This is a genomic window from Streptomyces sp. VRA16 Mangrove soil (assembly GCF_017377775.1).
Taxonomy (GTDB): Bacteria; Actinomycetota; Actinomycetes; order Streptomycetales; family Streptomycetaceae; genus Streptomyces.
Genome location: NZ_JAFVLN010000025.1, coordinates 31,075 through 48,779 on the forward strand (window position 1 = coordinate 31,075; position 17,705 = coordinate 48,779).

General features: G+C 71.0%; 17 protein-coding genes and 1 pseudogene. 10 read left to right on the forward strand and 8 right to left on the reverse strand.

Annotated features, from left to right (window positions below; all coding sequences use genetic code 11):
• Window positions 1-80: 80 nt before the first annotated feature.
• The 3 genes from J3486_RS40375 (at window position 81) to J3486_RS40385 (ending at window position 1,924) form a co-directional block, all read left to right on the forward strand.
• Complete coding sequence (locus J3486_RS40375) at window positions 81-1,346, forward strand: MFS transporter (protein ID WP_207829043.1); 1,266 nt, start codon at window positions 81-83, stop codon at window positions 1,344-1,346.
• A gap of 30 nt (window positions 1,347-1,376) precedes the next feature.
• Window positions 1,377-1,664, forward strand: coding sequence for a hypothetical protein (locus J3486_RS40380; RefSeq protein WP_207829044.1), 288 nt, complete (start codon window positions 1,377-1,379; stop codon window positions 1,662-1,664).
• Window positions 1,665-1,732: 68 nt separating this feature from the next.
• The gene (locus J3486_RS40385) at window positions 1,733-1,924 is read left to right on the forward strand and encodes a hypothetical protein (RefSeq protein ID WP_207829120.1); all 192 of its coding nucleotides are present in this window, start codon (window positions 1,733-1,735) and stop codon (window positions 1,922-1,924) included.
• Between the two features lie 6 nt (window positions 1,925-1,930).
• Here J3486_RS40385 and J3486_RS40390 read toward each other — a convergent pair whose 3' ends face one another.
• The 3 genes from J3486_RS40390 to mshA all read right to left on the reverse strand — a co-directional run bounded on the left by J3486_RS40390 (window position 1,931) and on the right by mshA (window position 5,557).
• Window positions 1,931-3,577, reverse strand: a complete 1,647-nt coding sequence (locus tag J3486_RS40390) for a glycosyl hydrolase family 28-related protein (protein WP_207829045.1) — start codon at window positions 3,575-3,577, stop codon at window positions 1,931-1,933.
• A gap of 137 nt (window positions 3,578-3,714) precedes the next feature.
• Window positions 3,715-4,215: a YbjN domain-containing protein gene (locus J3486_RS40395; RefSeq protein ID WP_207829046.1), complete on the reverse strand. Its 501-nt coding sequence runs from the start codon at window positions 4,213-4,215 to the stop codon at window positions 3,715-3,717.
• Window positions 4,208-5,557 carry a D-inositol-3-phosphate glycosyltransferase gene (gene mshA / locus J3486_RS40400; RefSeq protein WP_207829047.1) on the reverse strand — a complete coding sequence of 450 codons (1,350 nt, stop codon included), beginning with the start codon at window positions 5,555-5,557 and terminating at the stop codon, window positions 4,208-4,210. The genes J3486_RS40395 and mshA overlap by 8 nt, the downstream gene beginning before the upstream one ends.
• Window positions 5,558-5,760: 203 nt before the next feature.
• On the opposite strand from mshA, the gene J3486_RS40405 reads away from it, so the two are divergent.
• From J3486_RS40405 to J3486_RS40415, 3 genes are all read left to right on the forward strand, one after another.
• Window positions 5,761-6,576 (forward strand): trans-aconitate 2-methyltransferase, encoded by an 816-nt coding sequence (locus J3486_RS40405; protein WP_207829049.1) that lies wholly within the window; start codon window positions 5,761-5,763, stop codon window positions 6,574-6,576.
• A 158-nt stretch (window positions 6,577-6,734) separates the two neighbouring features.
• Window positions 6,735-7,823, forward strand: coding sequence for a C40 family peptidase (locus tag J3486_RS40410; protein WP_207829050.1), 1,089 nt, complete (start codon window positions 6,735-6,737; stop codon window positions 7,821-7,823).
• Window positions 7,824-8,095: 272 nt separating this feature from the next.
• Window positions 8,096-9,400, forward strand: a complete 1,305-nt coding sequence (locus tag J3486_RS40415; protein WP_207829051.1) for a PP2C family protein-serine/threonine phosphatase — start codon at window positions 8,096-8,098, stop codon at window positions 9,398-9,400.
• 29 nt (window positions 9,401-9,429) lie between these two features.
• Here the strand turns inward: J3486_RS40415 and J3486_RS40420 are convergent, their stop codons facing one another.
• The 3 genes from J3486_RS40420 to J3486_RS40430 all read right to left on the reverse strand — a co-directional run bounded on the left by J3486_RS40420 (window position 9,430) and on the right by J3486_RS40430 (window position 10,945).
• On the reverse strand, window positions 9,430-9,777 hold the full coding sequence (locus J3486_RS40420; protein ID WP_207829121.1) for a DUF2516 family protein: 348 nt from the start codon (window positions 9,775-9,777) through the stop codon (window positions 9,430-9,432).
• A gap of 135 nt (window positions 9,778-9,912) precedes the next feature.
• On the reverse strand, window positions 9,913-10,521 hold the full coding sequence (locus J3486_RS40425) for a hypothetical protein (RefSeq protein WP_207829052.1): 609 nt from the start codon (window positions 10,519-10,521) through the stop codon (window positions 9,913-9,915).
• Window positions 10,522-10,543: 22 nt separating this feature from the next.
• Window positions 10,544-10,945, reverse strand: a complete 402-nt coding sequence (locus J3486_RS40430) for a helix-turn-helix domain-containing protein (protein ID WP_207829053.1) — start codon at window positions 10,943-10,945, stop codon at window positions 10,544-10,546.
• Window positions 10,946-11,075: 130 nt separating this feature from the next.
• Between J3486_RS40430 and J3486_RS40435 the strand changes: the two genes are divergently transcribed.
• Window positions 11,076-11,702 (forward strand): hypothetical protein, encoded by a 627-nt coding sequence (locus J3486_RS40435; protein WP_207829054.1) that lies wholly within the window; start codon window positions 11,076-11,078, stop codon window positions 11,700-11,702.
• Here J3486_RS40435 and J3486_RS40440 read toward each other — a convergent pair.
• Window positions 11,692-12,771 (reverse strand): vWA domain-containing protein, encoded by a 1,080-nt coding sequence (locus tag J3486_RS40440; protein WP_207829055.1) that lies wholly within the window; start codon window positions 12,769-12,771, stop codon window positions 11,692-11,694. The two genes, J3486_RS40435 and J3486_RS40440, sit on opposite strands and share 11 nt — an antisense overlap.
• 179 nt (window positions 12,772-12,950) lie before the next feature.
• Between J3486_RS40440 and J3486_RS40445 the strand changes: the two are divergent.
• Window positions 12,951-13,331 (forward strand): annotated as a pseudogene (locus J3486_RS40445) (hypothetical protein); the annotation flags it as partial.
• 80 nt (window positions 13,332-13,411) lie between these two features.
• Here J3486_RS40445 and J3486_RS40450 read toward each other — a convergent pair.
• A complete protein-coding gene (locus tag J3486_RS40450) occupies window positions 13,412-14,305 on the reverse strand; it encodes an RNA polymerase sigma-70 factor (protein ID WP_207829057.1) in 894 nt (297 codons plus the stop codon).
• Between the two features lie 428 nt (window positions 14,306-14,733).
• On the opposite strand from J3486_RS40450, the gene J3486_RS40455 reads away from it, so the two are divergent.
• A complete protein-coding gene (locus J3486_RS40455; RefSeq protein WP_207829059.1) occupies window positions 14,734-15,081 on the forward strand; it encodes a VOC family protein in 348 nt (115 codons plus the stop codon).
• A 47-nt stretch (window positions 15,082-15,128) separates the two neighbouring features.
• Complete coding sequence (locus tag J3486_RS40460; protein ID WP_207829061.1) at window positions 15,129-17,618, forward strand: excinuclease ABC subunit UvrA; 2,490 nt, start codon at window positions 15,129-15,131, stop codon at window positions 17,616-17,618.
• Window positions 17,619-17,705: the final 87 nt, after the last annotated feature.

Consider the following 17,705-nt stretch of genomic DNA (forward strand, 5'->3'; position numbering starts at 1 on the left):
TGAGTGGCCCTCACCGATACCCGGCACGTAAGTTACGTAAACCTTCATCGCCACTTACTTTCGCCCCGGGGGATGCACCCATGTCAGTCGCCTCGCTCAGACGTGCCGCCACGGAGTCGGTCGCCGGGCTCCCCCGCACTTTCTGGTGGCTGTGGACGAGCACGCTCGTGAACCGGCTCGGCGGGTTCGTCCTCACGTTCCTCGCTCTGTACCTGACCGCGGCCCGCGGGTTCTCGGCCGCGTACGCCGGTCTGGTCGCCTCGCTCATCGGGGCCGGCGGCGTCATCGCCTCCATGCTCGGCGGCGTGCTCGCCGACCGGCTCGGGCGGCGGCCCACCCTGCTCGGCGCGCAGCTCGCGACCGCCGCGACCGTGGCCGTCCTCGCCTTCGTGCGCGACCCCGTCTCCATCGCCGTGACCGGCTTCGCGCTCGGCCTCGCCTCGAACGCCTCGCGGCCCGCGATCCAGGCGATGATGGCCGACATCGTGCCCGACCACGACCGCGTCCGCGCCTTCTCGCTCAACTACTGGGCGATCAACCTGGGGTTCGCGATCTCGTCGGTGTACGCCGGTTTCCTCGTCGCCCAGAGCTATACGCTCGGCTTCCTCGTCGAGGCCGGGATGACGCTGGCCTGCGCCCTCGTCGTCTTCGTGAAGGTGAAGGAGTCGCGGCCCGAACCGGGCCCGAAGTCCGTCACCGAACAGCCCGTCACCATGGGCACCGTGCTGCGCGACGGCCGGTTCATGCTGATGGTCGGGCTGTCGTTCCTCGTCGCGGTCGTCTTCACGCAGTCCTCCGTCGGCCTGCCGATCGTCATGGGCCAGAACGGGCTCAGCAGCTCCGACGTGGGGCTCGTGGCCTCCGTCAACGGCATCGTGATCGTCGCCCTGCAGATCCCGCTGACCCGGTTCATCCAGCGCCGCGACCCGGGCCGGCTGCTCGCCGTGTCGTCGCTGCTCATCGGGTACGGGTTCGCGCTCACCGCCGTCGCCGGGTCGCTCGGCGCGTACGCGCTGACCGTGGTGGTGTGGACGCTGGGCGAGATGGTCAACGCGCCCACCCAGTCGGGCCTCGTCGCCCGGCTCGCGCCCGCCGCGGGACGCGGCCGCTACCAGGGCATGTACACGCTGTCGTGGTCCGCCGCCGCGCTCGTCGCACCGCTCGCCGGCGGCTGGGTCATCGACTCCGCCGGTGCGAACTGGCTGTGGACGGGGTGCGCCGCGCTCGGCACGGTGACCGCGTTCGGCTACTGGGCGCTGATGCGCGGGCTGCCCACGCAGGAGGTCACCACCGTCCCGGCGGCCGCGGCCCCCGTGGTGGCGGTCGCGGAGAACGCCCCGGCGTGAAGCGGCACTTCGGCGGGTACGTGACCGTACATGTCCGAAGCCCCAAGGACCGCCTCGACCGCCTCCAGAACCGACGAACCGCCCAGAACGCTCGTGGGCGGCGTCGAGGTCGACGTGCCCAACAGCATCCCGGCGATCCGTGCGGCGCTCACGCCCGAGCGCCGCACGGAGTTCGACAAGGACATCAACGCGGCGGGGGTCGACGAGATCCACGCCGTGATGCGGCACTGGATGCTGGAGGCCGTCCCCGACCCCGAGGCCGACGCGATCCTGGCCCGGCTCGCCCGTGACGAGGCCGAGAGGCGGGGCCCGGCTTGAGCCGTCGCCGCAGGCGCAGCGCCTGCCGAATCGCCTATGCGCCGCCCGCCGACGACACCCTGGCCAAGATGGCCAACCCGGACGCCTTCCGCGCCGAGATGGCCCGCACCCTCGCCCACGACCCGTACGGACACGGGTCCAGCTCGGTGGCGGGTGAGCGCGACCGCCGCGAGGCGACGGTCGGCGGGGCGATAGTCCTGTACTACGTCTCCGGGACCGTCCTCACGGTCACCGTCGTACGGATGGTCGCGCTCGGCTGACCGCCGTCACAGGGCCCGTTGCGCCTCGTACAGATTGCGGGGGCGCACCACGTCCGTGGTCCCGTACAACTCCAGACGCGTGTGCAGATCCCCGGTGAAGTCCGGCACGTCGATCTGCCCGAACTCGCGGACCGTGTTGATGCCGACGGTCGCGCTCCACGGCGCGAGACCGTCGATCTTCATCAGGCCCGCGCGTTCATTGGTGACCCTGATGTTCCAGTGGGTGAAGCGCGCCCCGAACAGCGGTCCGGCGGAGGCGTCGCCGCCGTGCGCCCCGGTGTTGTCGATGGTGATGTCGGTCCGTACGTTGGCGAACGGCATCCCGCGGTGCGAGTCGAAGGTGCCCATCTCCATCACCCCGCGCGACCAGACGTTGTACGAGGACAGGCCCTCGACGTTGATGCCGTGCAGCTGGGTGCCGGACGGGGCCGGGACGGTGCGCGCGCTGAGGGTGAAGTCCTCGATCAGGTTGTCGTGGGAGCCCTCGCGGCAGAAGTACGGGTGGTGCTCGCCGCGCCCGCCCACGCGCGTGCGGCGCAGGGTGGAGGACGAGGCGGCGACGAGCCCGAAGCCGTTGTCGACGTTCCACACCGTGACGTCCTCGACCCGGCAGTCGTACGTGCACTGCAGCACGACCCCGTTGTAGCCCTTGTCGAGCAGGTGCGGGGACTGCGGGGTCTGAACCGCCTCCAGGGTCAGGCCCTCGACCCCCGCCCCGGTCAGCGCCGTGACGTGCGTGGTGAGCCGCGGGTCCCACTCGGGGCGTACGTCGAGGGGCAGCGGGCGCTCGAAGGTGACCTTGTCACCACGCACCGAGGCGATCCGCACCGGCCACTCGTAGGGCACGTACGAGGTCAGCTTGGTCTTGTCGTCCCAGTAGTACGCCTCGGGGCCCGGACCGCCGCCCGCCATGTGTTCCAGCAGCGTGTGCGCGGCGTCGTCGGCGAGGCGCAGCAGCACGAGGTCGCCCTTGCGGAGCCCGCCGGGGTCGGCGACCGTCACCGACCACGAGCCCTGCCGCGCGGGGGCGACGGTGGTCAGCGTGCGCCACTCGTCGCGCTGGTTGCCGGTCCAGCCCTCGAACGGCCAGTCCCGCGCGCGGATCGCGTCCGTGAGCGTACGGAAACGGTCCTCGGGACACAGCCAGATCAGGCCGCCCGCCCAGGACCAGGAGGACTTGGTGCCGCCGTAGCGGGAGCCGTAGACACCGATGAGTTCGGTGAGGTTCTTGGTGGCGTAGAGCTTGGTGCGCGAGGAGCCGGCGCCCTTGAGGACGACATCGTCGTGGCCGATGTGGATCAGGTCGTCGATCCGGTACGTGCCCTCGCCGAGGAGCACCGTGCCCCCGCCGGCCCTTCCGGCTGCAGCGAGGGCACGGTTGATCGCGGGGGCGCAGTCGGTGGTGCCGTCGGCGACCGCGCCGAAGGACTCGGCCCGCAGGACGCGCCCGGCGGCGTGCCGCCCGCGGCGGCTGCCGGCCCTGCCGACGTAGGGGATCTGCGGATGCGCGTACGGGTTCGCGGTGAACTCGTGCCAGATGCCGGGGACTTGGCCGGTGGCGGCGCGGGCCGCGCCCGCCCCGATCCCGGTCGTCGCGGCGGCCGCCACCGCGACCGCTCCGCCCAGAACGCTTCGTCTGCTGAAGTTCCGCACCGCTGCCACCCTTCATCGACGTACACCCGATGTGCATATACGTGAACGCTGTTCACGTGAATGCCGGGCGCGAGCATGCCACGGAAACCGCGGCCACGAGAAGAGGTGTGCGGCGGTGAACTACGGGGCGGAGTGCGTCAGTTGGAAGGACGCTGGATCAGATGTGTGAACGCGTCCAGATTGCGCGTCGATTCGCCGCGCGACACCCGCCACGCGTACTCGCGGCGGATCGCGGACGCGAAACCGAGCTCCAGGAGCGTGTTGAAGGCGCCGTCGGCGGCCTCCAGGACCGAGCCGAGCAGCCGGTCGAGCTCGTCGGGGGTGACTGCGGCCAGCGGGAGCTTCCCGGCGAGGTAGATGTCGCCGAGCTGATCGACGGCGTAACTCACGCCGTACAGGCGCAGATTGCGCTCAAGGAGCCAGCGGTGCACCCCCGCCTCGTTCTCGTCCGGGTGGCGGATCACGAAGGCGTTGAGCGACAGGCTGTGGTTGCCGACGCGCAGCGAGAGCGTCGTCGACAGCTTGTGGGTGCCGGGCAGCTTCACGACGTACGCGCCGGGCTCGGGGCTCTCCCACTCCAGCTCGGCGTCCTTGAGGAACGCCGCGATCACGTCGTGTGCCGGGTGCTGGTCAGCCATGGTGCGAGAGTACGTGACGGCGGTGCTCGTGCATCGCCGCGGTGTACACGTCGGCCGTCGCGGAGGCGGCCGTGCCCCAGCCGAAGGACTGCGCGTGCCGGGCCGCCGCGGCGCCCATGTTGTCCACAAGGTGGGGATGGTCGGCGAACTCGCGCAGCACGCGCGCGTAGGCGGCCGGTTCGTGGCCGTCGACGAGGAAGCCGGTCGTCTCGTCCCGCACCGCCACCGGCAGGCCGCCCACGGACGCGGCGAGCACCGGCGTCCCGGTGGCCTGCGCCTCGATCGCGACGAGCCCGAACGACTCGCTGTAGGACGGCATGACGAGCAGGGAGGCCGCCCGGAACCAGTCCGCGAGCTGGTCCTGGCCGACCGGCGGGTGGAACCGCACGACGTCGGAGATGCCCAGCTGGGCGGCGAGCTTCTGCAGCGCGGCGGGCTTGGCGAGGCCGCTGCCGCTCGGGCCGCCGACGACGGGCACGACCATGCGGGTGCGCAGCTCGGGCCGCTCGTCGAGCAGCACGGCGACCGCCTTGAGCAGGATGTCGGGGGCCTTGAGCGGCTGGATGCGGCCCGCGAAGAGCGGCACCAGGGCGTCCTGGGGCAGGCCGAGGCGGGCGCGGGCCGCGGCCCGGCCGTCGCCGACGGTGAACCGCTCCAGGTTGACGCCCGGGTGGACGACGGCGACCTTGCCGGGGTCCGCGTCGTAGTGGTGGATCAGCTCCTCGGCCTCGCCCGCGGTGTTGGCGATCAGCCGGTCGGCGGCGCGCACGATCTGGGTCTCGCCGATGACGCGGGCGGCCGGCTCGGGGGTGTCGCCCTCGGCCAGCGCGGCGTTCTTGACCTTGGCCATGGTGTGCATGGCGTGCACCAGCGGGGCGCCCCAGCGCTCGGCGGCCAGCCAGCCGACGTGCCCGGAGAGCCAGTAGTGCGAGTGGACCAGGTCGTAGTAGCCGGGCCGGTGGCCCGCCCACGCCTGCATCACGCCGTGCGTGAAGGCGCAGAGCTGCGCCGGGAGGTCCTCCTTGGCGAGGCCTTCGTAGGGGCCGGCGTCCACGTGCCGCACCAGGACGCCGGGCGCGAGCTCGACCTCCGGCGGCAGGCCGCCCGTGGTGGCGCGCGTGAAGATCTCGACCTCGATGTTGATCGAGGCGAGGCGCTTGGCGAGCTCGACGATGTAGACGTTCATTCCGCCCGCGTCGCCCGTGCCGGGCTGGTGCAGCGGAGAGGTGTGGACACTGAGCATCGCGACGCGGCGGGGCCGGCGGGAAGTGCCGGGGAAGCGCAGACGGGGAGCGGCCGAAGCGGCTCCGGTACGGCGGAACCTGGACACGTACTGACTCACGTGCGGTCCTCCTGCTGGCGGCTCTACTACGGCGGTCGTGCGGCTCTGGTGCGGCCGTACTGCGGGCACGGCTAGGGGAGGGCGCACGCCCTCGTCCTAGGGCGGCAACACCGGACCGAGCCACTCCATTTCCACTTTGCCGAATCATTACTGTACGTGGCTCAACCTCAGCCCCTCTCCCCGCAGCGCATACCCTCGTACCCATGAGCCCGCCTACCCCGTCCCGCCCGGTAGGAACGGTGACGCGAGGCACCACCAACCCCAACCGGCTGCGCCGCATGGACCGCTGGATCGCGGCCACCCACGGCGCCGCGCTGCGCCGGGCCGACGATCCCGTGGCCGTCGATCTCGGATACGGGGCCGCCCCCTGGACCGCCGTGGAGCTGCTGGCCCGCCTGCGCGAGGCGGCGCCGCACGCGCGCGTGGTCGGCATCGAGATCGAGCCGGCCCGGGTCGCGGCCGCGAAGCCGTACGCGCGCGAGGGGCTCACCTTCCGGCACGGCGGCTTCGAGGTGCCCCTGGAACCCGCCGGTACGGCCCCGGCCCTGATCCGGGCCGCGAACGTGCTGCGCCAGTACGACGAGGAGCAGGTCGCCGAGGTCTGGCGGCGGCTGTGCGGGCGGCTGGCGCCGGGCGGTCTCCTCGTGGAGGGCACCTGCGACGAGATCGGGCGGCGGCACGTGTGGGTGGCGCTCGGGCCCGAGGGGCCGCGCACGGTGACGTTCGCGACCCGGCTCGGCTCCCTCCGGACCCCCTCCGACCTGGCCGAGCGCCTCCCGAAGGCGCTGATCCACCGCAATGTGCCGGGCGAGCCGGTGCACGCCTTCCTGCGGGACTTCGACCGGGCCTGGGCGGCGGCCGCCCCCTACGCCTCGTACGGGGCGCGGCAGCGCTGGATCCGCACGGTGCGCACCCTGACGGCCGACTGGCCGGTGGTGGACAGCCCGGCGCGCTGGCGCCAGGGCGAAGTGACCGTGGCGTGGGGGGCGTTGGCGCCGCTCGACAACTCCCGGGGCTGACGGGAACGATCGCCGCACGCCGTTCGTCACACCGTGCGGGGTCTGTCGGATTTGGCGTGCGCGTGGCACCATCCACCCAGCGCACACAAGTTACTGACGGTAAATCAGGTTTTGCCGGACGGTGGAACCGGGAGGTCTCGGCTGTGGGGGCGGAGCGGATGAGCAAGCAGGGCACGTCGAGGACGGCGTTGATGGCGGCCGTGGCGCTGGTGTGCGCCGTGACGGTGCTGGCGGCGCCGGGCGCGGCGTTCGCGGCACCGGCTCCCACCCCCTCGCCGTCGACGACACCGGCGGGCTCGAAGCCCCTCAAGACCAAGGACCTCGAAGCCGTCCGCGCGAAGATCGACAAGCTGTACCACGACGCGGCGGTGGCGACGGACGCGTACAACGCGGCGACGGAGAAGGCCGAGAAGCAGTCCGTCGAGATCGTGAAGCTCGCCCAGAAGATAGCCGCGGGGCAGAGCAGGCTGGACCGGCTCAGGAGCAGCGCGGGCGCGGCGGCGCGCGAGCAGTACCGCACCGGCGGGATCCCGCGCGAGACCCAGTTCCTGCTCTCCGGCGACCCGCAGCTGTTCCTGGACAACGCGGGCCGGCTGCACCAGGGCCAGCAGGCCACCAAGAACCTGCTCTCGCAGCTCACCAAGACGCAGGAGGAGCTCGCCCAGTACGCGGACGACGCCTCCGCGAAATGGAAGCAGCTCGACGAGGGCGCCAAGGAGAAGGCGGCCGCGAAGAAGAAGGTCGAGAAGCAGATCAAGGAGGCGCAGCAGCTCGAGAACAAGCTGGAGAAGAAGGAGCGCGAGCGGCTGCGCAAGCTGGAGGAGGAGGCCGAGCAGAAGCGGCAGACGGCCTGGCTCTCCTCGGGCGTCCTCAAGGAGATCAACGGGAAGGCGACGCCCGCCGGCAAGAAGGCGGTCCAGTTCGCCACCGCACAGCTGGGCAAGCCGTACGTGTGGGGCGCCGAGGGCCCGAAGTCGTACGACTGCTCCGGGCTCACCTCCCAGGCGTGGGCGGCGGCGGGGCACGGCATCCCGCGCACCTCGCAGGAGCAGTGGAAGCAGCTCAAGCACATCGACGTCAAGGACATGCGCCCCGGCGACCTGATCATCTACCACGACGACGCCAGCCACGTCGGGATGTACATAGGCGACGGCGCGATCATCCACGCACCGCGCCCGGGGCGGACCGTGACGGTCGCCGGGGCCGGTTCGATGGCGATACTCGGCGTGGTGCGGCCCGACGCCTGAGCCCTGGGACGCGAGCCTGGTACGTGAGTCCTGGCACGTGACGCAGCACACTTCCTTCACTTCAGTTGCACAGTTCCGACGTGATGTTCGTCATCCCGATCTCGCCCATCGGGGGCCGGATCCCGCCAATTCCCGCCCCAGGACCGGCATATGACGCTGACAGGTTGCCGCTCACCATTCCGTTGAGGCGGCGGCTGACGCTAAGGTCCCCGTCGGTGGTTCGAGGACCTTCGTCCCACCGCGCCCTCGGGGGGAGGGAAGGAAACCTAGCGATGCCCGTACCCATACCGCGGCAGAGAGCAATCCCGGCCGTGGAAGGTGGTCAGGCTCCAGCTGTGCCCATGACGCCGTCCGCCGGACCGGCCGACCGCACGACCGCCGACGACACCACGAACAGCAGCACCGGCGCCGGCCCTACCGGCGGCCTCACGCTGCTGGTCATCGAGGACGACCCCACGGGGTCCCTCACCGTCCCGGAGATGCCGGACGCCGCGGGCAAGCCGATCCGCGTCCGCACCGCCCGCAACCTCACCGAGGCCGAGCGGCTGCTCACGCACGACGTGAACTGCATCCTGCTCGACCTCGCGCTGCCCGGCGCCAAGGCCGACACGGACGAGCTGGAGACGCTGCGGCACGTGCTGCGCCTCGCGCCGCGGCACGCCGTGCTGGCGCTGACCACGTCGGGCGACGCCGAGCGCGGCGCCGAGGCGGTGCGCGTCGGCGCCCAGGACTACCTGTTCCGCGAGGAGCTGGACGGACGTCTCCTCGGCCGTGCCATCCGGTACGCCGTGGAGCGCAAGCGTGCCGACGTGGCGCAGCGCAAGCTCACCGAGTCGCGGCTTCGCGCCCAGGAGAACGCCCGCCTGGAGCGCGGTCTGCTGCCCACGCCGCTGCTTGAAGGATCGTCTCTGCGCTTCGCGGCGGGCTACCGGCCCGGCCGCTCCCGCGCGCTGCTCGGCGGCGACTTCTACGACACCGTCCGCACCCCGGACGGCTCGGTGCACGCGATGATCGGCGACGTCTGCGGGCACGGCCCGGACGCGGCGGCGCTCGGGGTGGAACTGCGCATCGCCTGGCGGGCCTTGACGTTCGCGGGGCTCTGCGGCGACCAGCTGCTCTCCACGCTGCAGCAGGTCCTGGAGCACGAGCGCGCCGACGACGAGATCTTCGCGACGCTGTGCACGGTGGACATCGCGCCGGACGGGCGCCGCGCGGGCCTGTGCCTGGCGGGCCACCCGTCACCGCTGATCGCGAGCCCCGGCCGTCCGGCGACGCTGCTCCCGTACGAGAACAGCGGCCCTGCCCTGGGCCTGCTGCCGAGGGCGCGCTGGCCGCGGATGCAGGTGGAGCTGGGCCCCTCCTGGAGCCTGATGCTCTACACCGACGGCCTGATCGAGGGCCGGGTCGGCGACGGCAACCGGCGGCTCGGCCAGGAAGGCATGGTGGAGCTGATCCGCCGCCAGCGGGCGGCGGGTCTGGAGGGTGAAGAGCTCCTGGAGGCCACGATGAACGAGGTGCGCGACCTCAACGGCGGCGATCTGACGGACGACGTGGCGGTGCTGCTGCTCGACCGGTGACCTGCGGTTTCCGGAGAAGCCAGGGGCGGTTACCGGCGGCCGTTGTACGGGCCGTACGGGCCGTCGCTGCTGGATCCGCCGCCGCCCTTGCGGCCCCAGCCGCCACCGCCGCCGCCCATCTGCCGGACCGCGGGCCGCACGTCGACCATGTACACGATGGTCGCGACGAGGCCGATGATCGGCAGGAACGACAGGATCGGGAACAGCAGGTTCACCACGAAGGCGAGCCCGAGGATGATCAGCCAGAACGGCTTGGTCTTCTTGTCGGCGGCGCGGTAGGCGTCCTCGCGCCGGGTCGCGGCGTCGATGAACGCGAAGCCGCTGAAGACGATCAACGCCATGCTCAGCAACCACATGAGATTGGCGAATCCCTGCATCAGCACAACGCCACCACCAAAATCGTTTCCTGATCGGTCCTACGGGCCTGTCGGCCACCGTACCCGTCGAACGAGCCGGACACGCGATGCGTGCCCGGCTCGTGATGTGCTGCCGCGCCGACGTGCCGCTCGTGCCTATTTGGCGGGCGGCGTCGAGCCCGGGCTCGTCTTCTTGGCGGTGGTGGTCTTCTTCGCCGGCGTCTTCTTGGCGGCGGTCTTCTTCGCCGGCGCGGGCTTCTCGGCGACGGGAGCGGCGGCGGCCGGGGCCGCCTCGGTCTCCTTGGGCGCCTCGTCCGGCTCGACGGCGCCGGCGAACTCGACGATCTCGTCGGCGGCCTCGCCGCGCCAGTGCTTCACGGTCTCCTCGCCGTGCTCGGCGACCTTCTCGTACGTCTCGCGCGCCTTGACGGCGGCCTCGGCGGCGATGCCGACGCCGCGCAGCGCGAGCTCCTGGGCCGTCTCACCGAGCTTCTTCAGGTCGGTGTCGAGGGTGGCGACGAACTCGTTCACCTTCGCCGAGAGCGTGGCCTGCGCCTCCTTGGCGCGGGCGGTCGCCTTCTCCTGCACGTCCTTGGGGTCCGTGTTGCGCACGGCGTCGAACCGCGCGGGCGCCTCGGCACGCAACTGCTCGACGAGGCCCGGCACCTTCTTCGCCTGCTGGAACGTCAATTCGGCGGCGCCCGCGGCGAAGTAGAGCGGGGTCGGGTCGGAGAAGGTCTTGCGCAGGTCGTCCTTGATGGCCATGGCGTGGTCCTCCCGGATCACATCAACTGCTGCTTGAGGGCTCGGCACCGCCGTCGGCGCGGGGTCCGCCGTCGTGATTCCCGTTCTCTTTCCTGAAGGATTCGTAGATCTGCAACAGGACGTGCTTCTGACGCTCGTCGAGCGAGGGGTCGGCGAGAATCACCGCACGTGTCTCGATCTCGTCCCGCTCGCGCTCCGCGTCGAGGATCCCCGCCCGCACATACAGCGTCTCCGCGGAGATCCGCAGCGCCTTGGCGACCTGCTGCAGCACCTCCGCGCTCGGCTTGCGCAGCCCGCGCTCGATCTGGCTGAGATACGGGTTGGACACCCCTGCGGCATCGGCGAGCTGACGGAGCGACAACTGCGCGTTGCGACGCTGCTCGCGCAGGTACTCGCCGAGATTTCCGACGTTGAGCGATGCCATACCCCGATGGTGCCGCACCTGTGCTAACTATTGCAAGCAGCTGCTTGCAATAGTGCGCTGCGTCACGTGTGCCCGCGGTGGGCCCGGATATTCCGGTGCGGCCGCAAAGACCCGGCGCGATGATGCGCGGGTGATAGTCGTCGAGCCCGTCATCGAACTGCCCGGCCGCCGGGACTTCGGCCTGTGGCCGGTCGCGGAGGCCGAGCCCTTCTCCTTCATGGCGCTCGACGGGACGTTGACGCCCGATCAGGTCGGGACCGCGGTGATGGCGCTGGCCGTCTGCAACGAAGGGGAGCCGGACGACGACGGACCGCCGTGTCCCGCCGACCCGCTGGGCAGGTTCCTGCACGGATTGCTGACGGTGGATTCGCCGGAGGTCCCGGGCGGGCTGCGGGTGACGGACACGCAGAGCGGTGTCCGGTTCGTGCCCGGCTGCTGCTGTGGTCTGGAGGACCGCGGGGACTGGCTCGACGTCCTGGACGGCGACGGCCGCGCCGCGTGGTTCGGCCACGACCCCTCGCCCGGCGCCGAACGCCGTGGCGACGTGGTCCGCCTGACGGTCGACGCCGAGGCCGACCCGGGTAGCGGCCGGTGGATCGACGTGCCGGCGCGGGAGCTCCGCCGTCTGCTGGCCGGCGCGGAGCGGGATCTCGCCGGCTTCCTGGACCTCGCCGCCCGCTGGGCCGCGACGTCGCTGCCCGCGCACTGCGCGCCGGTCGGCCGGGCGCTGGGCCGTGCCCTGCGGGTCAGAGCATGATCAGCAGTCGGGTGTTGGACTTCAGCTTCCTGTTGACCGAGCGGCTCTGCACGTAGACCTCCAGGTCGGGGTTGGTGCCCGCCTTCACGGAGACGGTGCCCCGGATGCCCGTGCCGAAGAGCAGGGCGCGTGCCGCGTCGCCCGTGTAGGCGCGGTCGGTGTCCTTCTCGACCACGATCACCTCCTTGTCCGGCTGGACCTGGACGCGGGCGCCCAGCTGGTAGTAGCAGGAGCCGCGCTCGTACGTGACGCCCGGGTGCGAGTTCACGAAGTCGCGGATGGCGATCTCCTTGTCGACCTTCAGGAGCCGGTAGCGGTCGGCCGGGACCGGCTCCAGGTTCGCCCGGACGTCGTCCACCGACAGGTCCTGGCCGACAGCGAAGAGGTTCTTGGTGCCGCGCACGCCCTGCTCACGGCCGCGCAGGAAGCTGGTCGCGGCGGCGCGGACCGTGCCGATCGCCTCCTCGACGCCCTGCTGCGAATCGGCGTCCCAGATCGCGATGTTGCCCGCGGGGAAGCCGTAGTTCTGGGCGGTGCGCTTGGCCAGCGAGTTCGGCACGAGGATCGCCGAGGTCCAGTGGCCCGGCAGCGCGCCCATCTTCGCCGTGATCCGGTCGAGCCAGGGGCCGAGGATGGTCATGTCGCCGTCGTGCCGACGGTCTCCGCCCGACGCGTTCTCCTCGCCGTCCGTCACGACGATCTGGAGGAAGCTGTGCTCCCCGTACTCCTCCCAGATGTGCCCCAGGTCGTCCAGGGACTTGATCGAGGCTTCTATCAGCGCCGTCGCTCCGTTGTTCACCTTGTACAGGCCCTGCATGGACGGCAGGTGCTTCACGTCCATGTCCCACACCAGGTTCTCCACCCGGTGGTCGAAGGAGTAGAGGCTGATCCGCGTCTCGTGGCCGAGGCTGTCCGACTCCGCTTTCAGTCCCGCCACGAACTCGTCGACCACCCGGATCAGTTGACCCTCGTGCGGCCGCATGGAACCCGAGCAGTCCACGACCAGCGCGACGTGATTGACCTTGTGCTGGATCTTGTTCGACCCGGCGTTCGTCCTGGTTGCAGGCATGACTGTGCTCCCCCTCCGTCGGTCCCTGAGTGACGTTTTCACTCTAGGAGCAGCCACTGACAATCGATCTTGACGCCCGAACACCCACTTTTTTGTGGGTACTTGGCAGGTCGCGGGCGCCGGGAGAGGCTGATCGCGGACGGCCGGAGAGCGCCGCGGGAACCGGAAGGAGGGGTGCGGACTCCGTCCTGCGCCGCGCCGACGTGGCCGCCGCGCTCAAGGGACGTACCGTCGTGAACCTGACCGCCGACACCCCGGACCGGGCCCGCTCCCTGGCGGCCTGGGCCGCCGAGCACGGGGTCCGCTACCTGGACGGCGCGATCCTGCCGCCGGTGTTCCAGGAGACGGCGCAGGAGGTGGACCGCGGCACGTTCTCCGGCGAGGCCAATCCGATCACCTCGGCGGTGTCGTCCATGGCCCACATCGTGCACACCGCCGAGAGCCACGGCATCGACTCCGCCGTCCTGCGCACGGCCGAGGGCCTCGTCCGCCGCGCCATCGCCCACGGCCACGGCACGGACGGCTTCAGCCGGATCACGGAGGTGTTGGGGCGGGGGTGAGACGGGGGGGAGGGCACGGCCGAACCGAGCTGAACGCCGGACGAAGCGCCCACCCCGCGCCGGGTGCAGCCGTGCCCACCTCACCGCGCCAGTTCCGAAGGCGCGTTCAGGCGGGTCAGTTTCAGCGGGTTGCGGACCACGTAGATGCGGGTGATGCGGCCGGTCTCGTCCACCGTGAGGGTGACCGCCGACGGTTCGCCGTCGAAGTCGATGCGGCCCGCGGGCTCGCCGTTAAGGAGGAGGGAAGCCGTGGCGACCTGCGCCTTCGTGGGGGCGCTCGCCAGGAGCCGCGCGATCAGGTCGGCGCCGTGCAGCGGGACCCGCGCGGCGGCCACCACGCCACCGCCGTCGGTGATCATGACGACGTCGGGCGCCATGATCTCCATCAGTTCCTGGAGCTGCCCGGTGCGCAGCGCGGCGAGGAAGCGCTCCACCACCGCCTGCTGCTCGGAGCGCTCCACCCGCATCCGGGGCCGGCGCGCCGCCACGTGCTCGCGGGCCCGGCGCGCGATCTGCCGCACGGTGGCCGCGGACTTCCCGACGGCCGTCGCGATCTCCTCGTACGGCAGCTCGAAGACCTCGCGGAGCACGAAGACGGCGCGCTCGGCCGGTCCGAGGGTCTCCAGAACCGTGAGCATGGCGATCGAGACGCTCTCCGCCAGCTCGACGTCCTCGGCGACGTCCGGGCTGGTCAGCAGCGGTTCCGGCAGCCACTCGCCGACGTAGTCCTCGCGGCGGCGGGACAGTGTGCGCAGCCGGTTGAGGGACTGCCGCGTGACGATCCGTACGAGATAGGCGCGCGGGTCGTTCACCTGCTCCCGGTCGACCGTCGACCAGCGCAGCCAGGACTCCTGCACCACGTCCTCGGCGTCCGCCGCGGAGCCGAGCATCTCGTAGGCGACCGTGAAGAGCAGGCTGCGGTGGGCGGTGAAGGGGTCCTGCGCGTCGGAGAGATGCCTCGACTGCTCCGTCATGCCCGGGACCCTACGGTGCCGGCGTCCGCGGCTGCCAGGACATGTGTTCCAGGCCTGACGATTTCCCCGGTCTCAGGACGAGCCGCCCACGGCCGGGTAGGCCGCCACCAGCCCGCGAGCTTGTAAGGCACGAACTGCTTCGGCGGGGGCACGGTTTCCATGGCATCGACCGGCAGCTCGGCGGGAAGCTCGGCCTTCGGTGTGCGTACGGTCATGGTCTGCTCCTTGTACGAGGGTGTTCCCGGACCCTTCCGGCCCGTTCCGCATGAAGACACCGGCGCTCCCGCACGCGTGACATCCCCGCCCGAACACGGCTCTGACCAGGCACGACGTAAGCGGTCAGGAATCGAGAAGCGCGGCCGCCGAGCCCGGACTAGCGTTGCTCCTCGTAAGCCAATCCGGCATGAAATCCGCGTAGGAGAGAAATCATGACGACTCAGGGCATCACGACCGTTCTGCACCCCGTCACCGACCTGGGCAAGGCCAAGGCCGTGTACGCCGCCCTGCTCGGCGCGGAGCCGACCGCCGACTCGGAGTACTACGTCGGGTTCGACGTGGCGGGCCAGCACATCGGGCTCGTGCCGAACGCCGCGTCGCAGGGCATGACGGCGCCCGTCTCCTACTGGAAGGTCGAGGACATCGAGGCAAAGCTCTCCGAGGTGACCGCCGCCGGTGGCAGTGTGAAGGAGCCCGCGCACGAGGTCGGCCCCGGCCGTCGGGTGGCCACCTTCACCGACGCCGACGGCAACGTCCTCGGGCTGCTCCAGGACAGCTGAGCGCAGGCCCTGCCCACGCCCGCCCGACTCAGGGAGAGACGAGACAGATGAGCCCGGCCAAGAAGGCGACGGCGACCGAGACGGCGACCGCCAAGAAGACGACCGCCAGGAAGACGGCGGCGAAGAAGGCGGCGGCTGCCAAGAGGACGACGGCGAAGGCTGCCGGGTCCGCCCGGTCCGCGGGATCCGCGGGGTCGCAGGCCGCCGACCGCCACGATCTGATCCGTGTGCACGGCGCCCGCGAGAACAACCTCAAGGACGTCAGCATCGAGATCCCCAAGCGCCGCCTCACGGTGTTCACCGGGGTCTCGGGCTCGGGCAAGAGCTCGCTCGTCTTCGACACCATCGCCGCCGAGTCGCAGCGCCTCATCAACGAGACGTACAGCGCCTTCGTGCAGGGCTTCATGCCGAATCTGTCGCGCCCCGAGGTCGACGTCCTCGACGGCCTGACCACGGCGATCATCGTCGACCAGCAGCGCATGGGCGCCGACCCGCGCTCCACCGTCGGCACGGCCACCGACGCCCACGCGATGCTGCGCATCCTGTTCAGCCGGCTCGGCGAGCCGCACATCGGGCCGCCGAGCGCGTTCTCCTTCAACACCGCGTCGGCGAAGGGCGCGGGGGCCATCTCCGTCGGCAACAAGAAGGCGGTGAAGGCGACCTTCGAGCGGCTCGGCGGCATGTGCCCGCGCTGCGAGGGCCGCGGCCGGATCTCCGACATCGACCTCACCCAGCTCTACGACGACAGCAAGTCCCTCAACGAGGGCGCGCTGACCGTCCCCGGCTACACGATGGACGGCTGGTACGGCCGGATCTTCCGCGGCTGCGGCTTCTTCGACCCGGACAAGCCGATCCGCAGGTTCACCAAGCGCGAGCTGAACGACCTGTTGTACAAGGAGCCCACCAAGATCAAGGTGGAGGGCATCAACCTCACGTACGAGGGGCTGATCCCGAAGATCCAGAAGTCGATGCTGTCGAAGGACGTCGACTCGTTGCAACCGCACATCCGGGCGTTCGTGGAGCGGGCGACGGCGTTCTCGGTCTGCCCCGACTGCGACGGCACGCGCCTCGCCGAGGGCGCCCGCTCGTCGAAGATCAGGAAGATCTCGATCGCGGACGCGTGCCGGATGGAGATCAGGGACCTGGCGGAGTGGGTGCGCGGCCTGAAGGAACCTTCGGTCGCCCCGCTCCTGGAGGCCCTTCAGCACAGCCTCGACTCGTTCGTGGAGATCGGCCTCGGCTATCTCTCGCTCGACCGTCCGGCCGGCACGCTGTCGGGCGGCGAGGCGCAGCGCGTGAAGATGATCCGGCACCTCGGTTCGTCGCTCACCGACGTCACCTACGTCTTCGACGAGCCGACCACCGGTCTGCACCCGCACGACATCAGCAACATGAACAACCTGCTGCTGCGCCTGCGCGACAAGGGCAACACGGTCCTGGTCGTCGAGCACAAGCCGCAGGCCATCGCGATCGCCGACCACGTCGTGGACCTCGGTCCCGGCGCGGGCACGGGCGGCGGCACGGTCTGTTTCGAGGGCGACGTGGACGGCCTGCGCGCCAGCGACACCGTCACCGGCCGCCATCTGGACGACCGCGCCCGCCTCAAGGACACCACCCGCGAACCGACCGGCAAGCTGTCGATCCGGGGCGCGCACGCCCACAACCTCCAGGACGTGGACGTCGACATCCCGCTCGGCCTGCTGACGGTGGTCACGGGCGTCGCGGGCTCCGGCAAGAGCTCGCTGGTGCACGGCTCGATCCCGGCCGACGAGGGCGTGATCTCGGTCGACCAGTCGCCGATCCGCGGTTCGCGCCGCAGCAACCCGGCGACGTACACGGGCCTCCTCGACCCGATCCGCAAGGCGTTCGCGAAGGAGAACGGAGTGAAGCCCGCGCTCTTCTCCGCGAACTCCGAGGGCGCGTGCCCGACCTGCAACGGCGCCGGGGTCGTCTACACCGACCTCGCGATGATGGCGGGCGTCTCGTCGACCTGTGAGGACTGCGAGGGGCGCCGCTTCGACTCCTCGGTCCTGGAGTACAAGCTGGGCGGCCGCGACATCAGCGAGGTGCTGGCGATGCCGGTCGCCGAGGCGGAGGAGTTCTTCGCCACGGGCGACGCCAAGACCCCGGCGGCCCACAAGATCCTCACCCGGCTCGCCGACGTCGGCCTCGGCTACCTCACCCTCGGCCAGCCGCTGACCACCCTCTCCGGCGGTGAGCGCCAGCGCCTGAAGCTGGCGGTGCACATGGCCGACAAGGGCGGGCTCTACGTCCTCGACGAACCGACCACCGGCCTCCACCTGGCCGACGTGGCACAACTCCTCGCCCTCCTCGACCGGTTGGTCGACTCCGGCAAGACGGTCGTCGTGGTCGAGCACCATCCCGCGGTGATGGCCCACGCCGACTGGATCATCGACCTGGGCCCCGGCGCGGGCCACGACGGCGGCCGCATCGTCTTCGAGGGCACACCGGAGGCCCTGGTCGCGGACCGGTCGACGCTCACCGGGGAGCATTTGGCGCGGTACGTGGGGGCGTGATCGTACGGGATTGTGGCCGGCGCGACCGCGGCGTGCGGGGCGGGACCCCGCGGTCTGCGCCGAACGTCTCGTCCCGCACACATGATC

Excerpts from the sequence above, each read along its gene's own strand:
- J3486_RS40375 (WP_207829043.1), top strand. The coding sequence starts at position 81 with ATGTCAGTCGCCTCGCTCAGACGTGCCGCCACGGAGTCGGTCGCCGGG.
- J3486_RS40380 (WP_207829044.1), top strand. The coding sequence starts at position 1,377 with ATGTCCGAAGCCCCAAGGACCGCCTCGACCGCCTCCAGAACCGACGAA.
- J3486_RS40385 (WP_207829120.1), top strand. The coding sequence starts at position 1,733 with ATGGCCAACCCGGACGCCTTCCGCGCCGAGATGGCCCGCACCCTCGCC.
- J3486_RS40395 (WP_207829046.1), bottom strand. The coding sequence starts at position 4,215 with ATGGCTGACCAGCACCCGGCACACGACGTGATCGCGGCGTTCCTCAAG.
- J3486_RS40405 (WP_207829049.1), top strand. The coding sequence starts at position 5,761 with ATGAGCCCGCCTACCCCGTCCCGCCCGGTAGGAACGGTGACGCGAGGC.
- J3486_RS40410 (WP_207829050.1), top strand. The coding sequence starts at position 6,735 with ATGAGCAAGCAGGGCACGTCGAGGACGGCGTTGATGGCGGCCGTGGCG.
- J3486_RS40415 (WP_207829051.1), top strand. The coding sequence starts at position 8,096 with ATGCCCGTACCCATACCGCGGCAGAGAGCAATCCCGGCCGTGGAAGGT.
- J3486_RS40420 (WP_207829121.1), bottom strand. The coding sequence starts at position 9,777 with ATGCAGGGATTCGCCAATCTCATGTGGTTGCTGAGCATGGCGTTGATC.
- J3486_RS40425 (WP_207829052.1), bottom strand. The coding sequence starts at position 10,521 with ATGGCCATCAAGGACGACCTGCGCAAGACCTTCTCCGACCCGACCCCG.
- J3486_RS40430 (WP_207829053.1), bottom strand. The coding sequence starts at position 10,945 with ATGGCATCGCTCAACGTCGGAAATCTCGGCGAGTACCTGCGCGAGCAG.
- J3486_RS40440 (WP_207829055.1), bottom strand. The coding sequence starts at position 12,771 with ATGCCTGCAACCAGGACGAACGCCGGGTCGAACAAGATCCAGCACAAG.
- J3486_RS40450 (WP_207829057.1), bottom strand. The coding sequence starts at position 14,305 with ATGACGGAGCAGTCGAGGCATCTCTCCGACGCGCAGGACCCCTTCACC.
- J3486_RS40455 (WP_207829059.1), top strand. The coding sequence starts at position 14,734 with ATGACGACTCAGGGCATCACGACCGTTCTGCACCCCGTCACCGACCTG.
- J3486_RS40460 (WP_207829061.1), top strand. The coding sequence starts at position 15,129 with ATGAGCCCGGCCAAGAAGGCGACGGCGACCGAGACGGCGACCGCCAAG.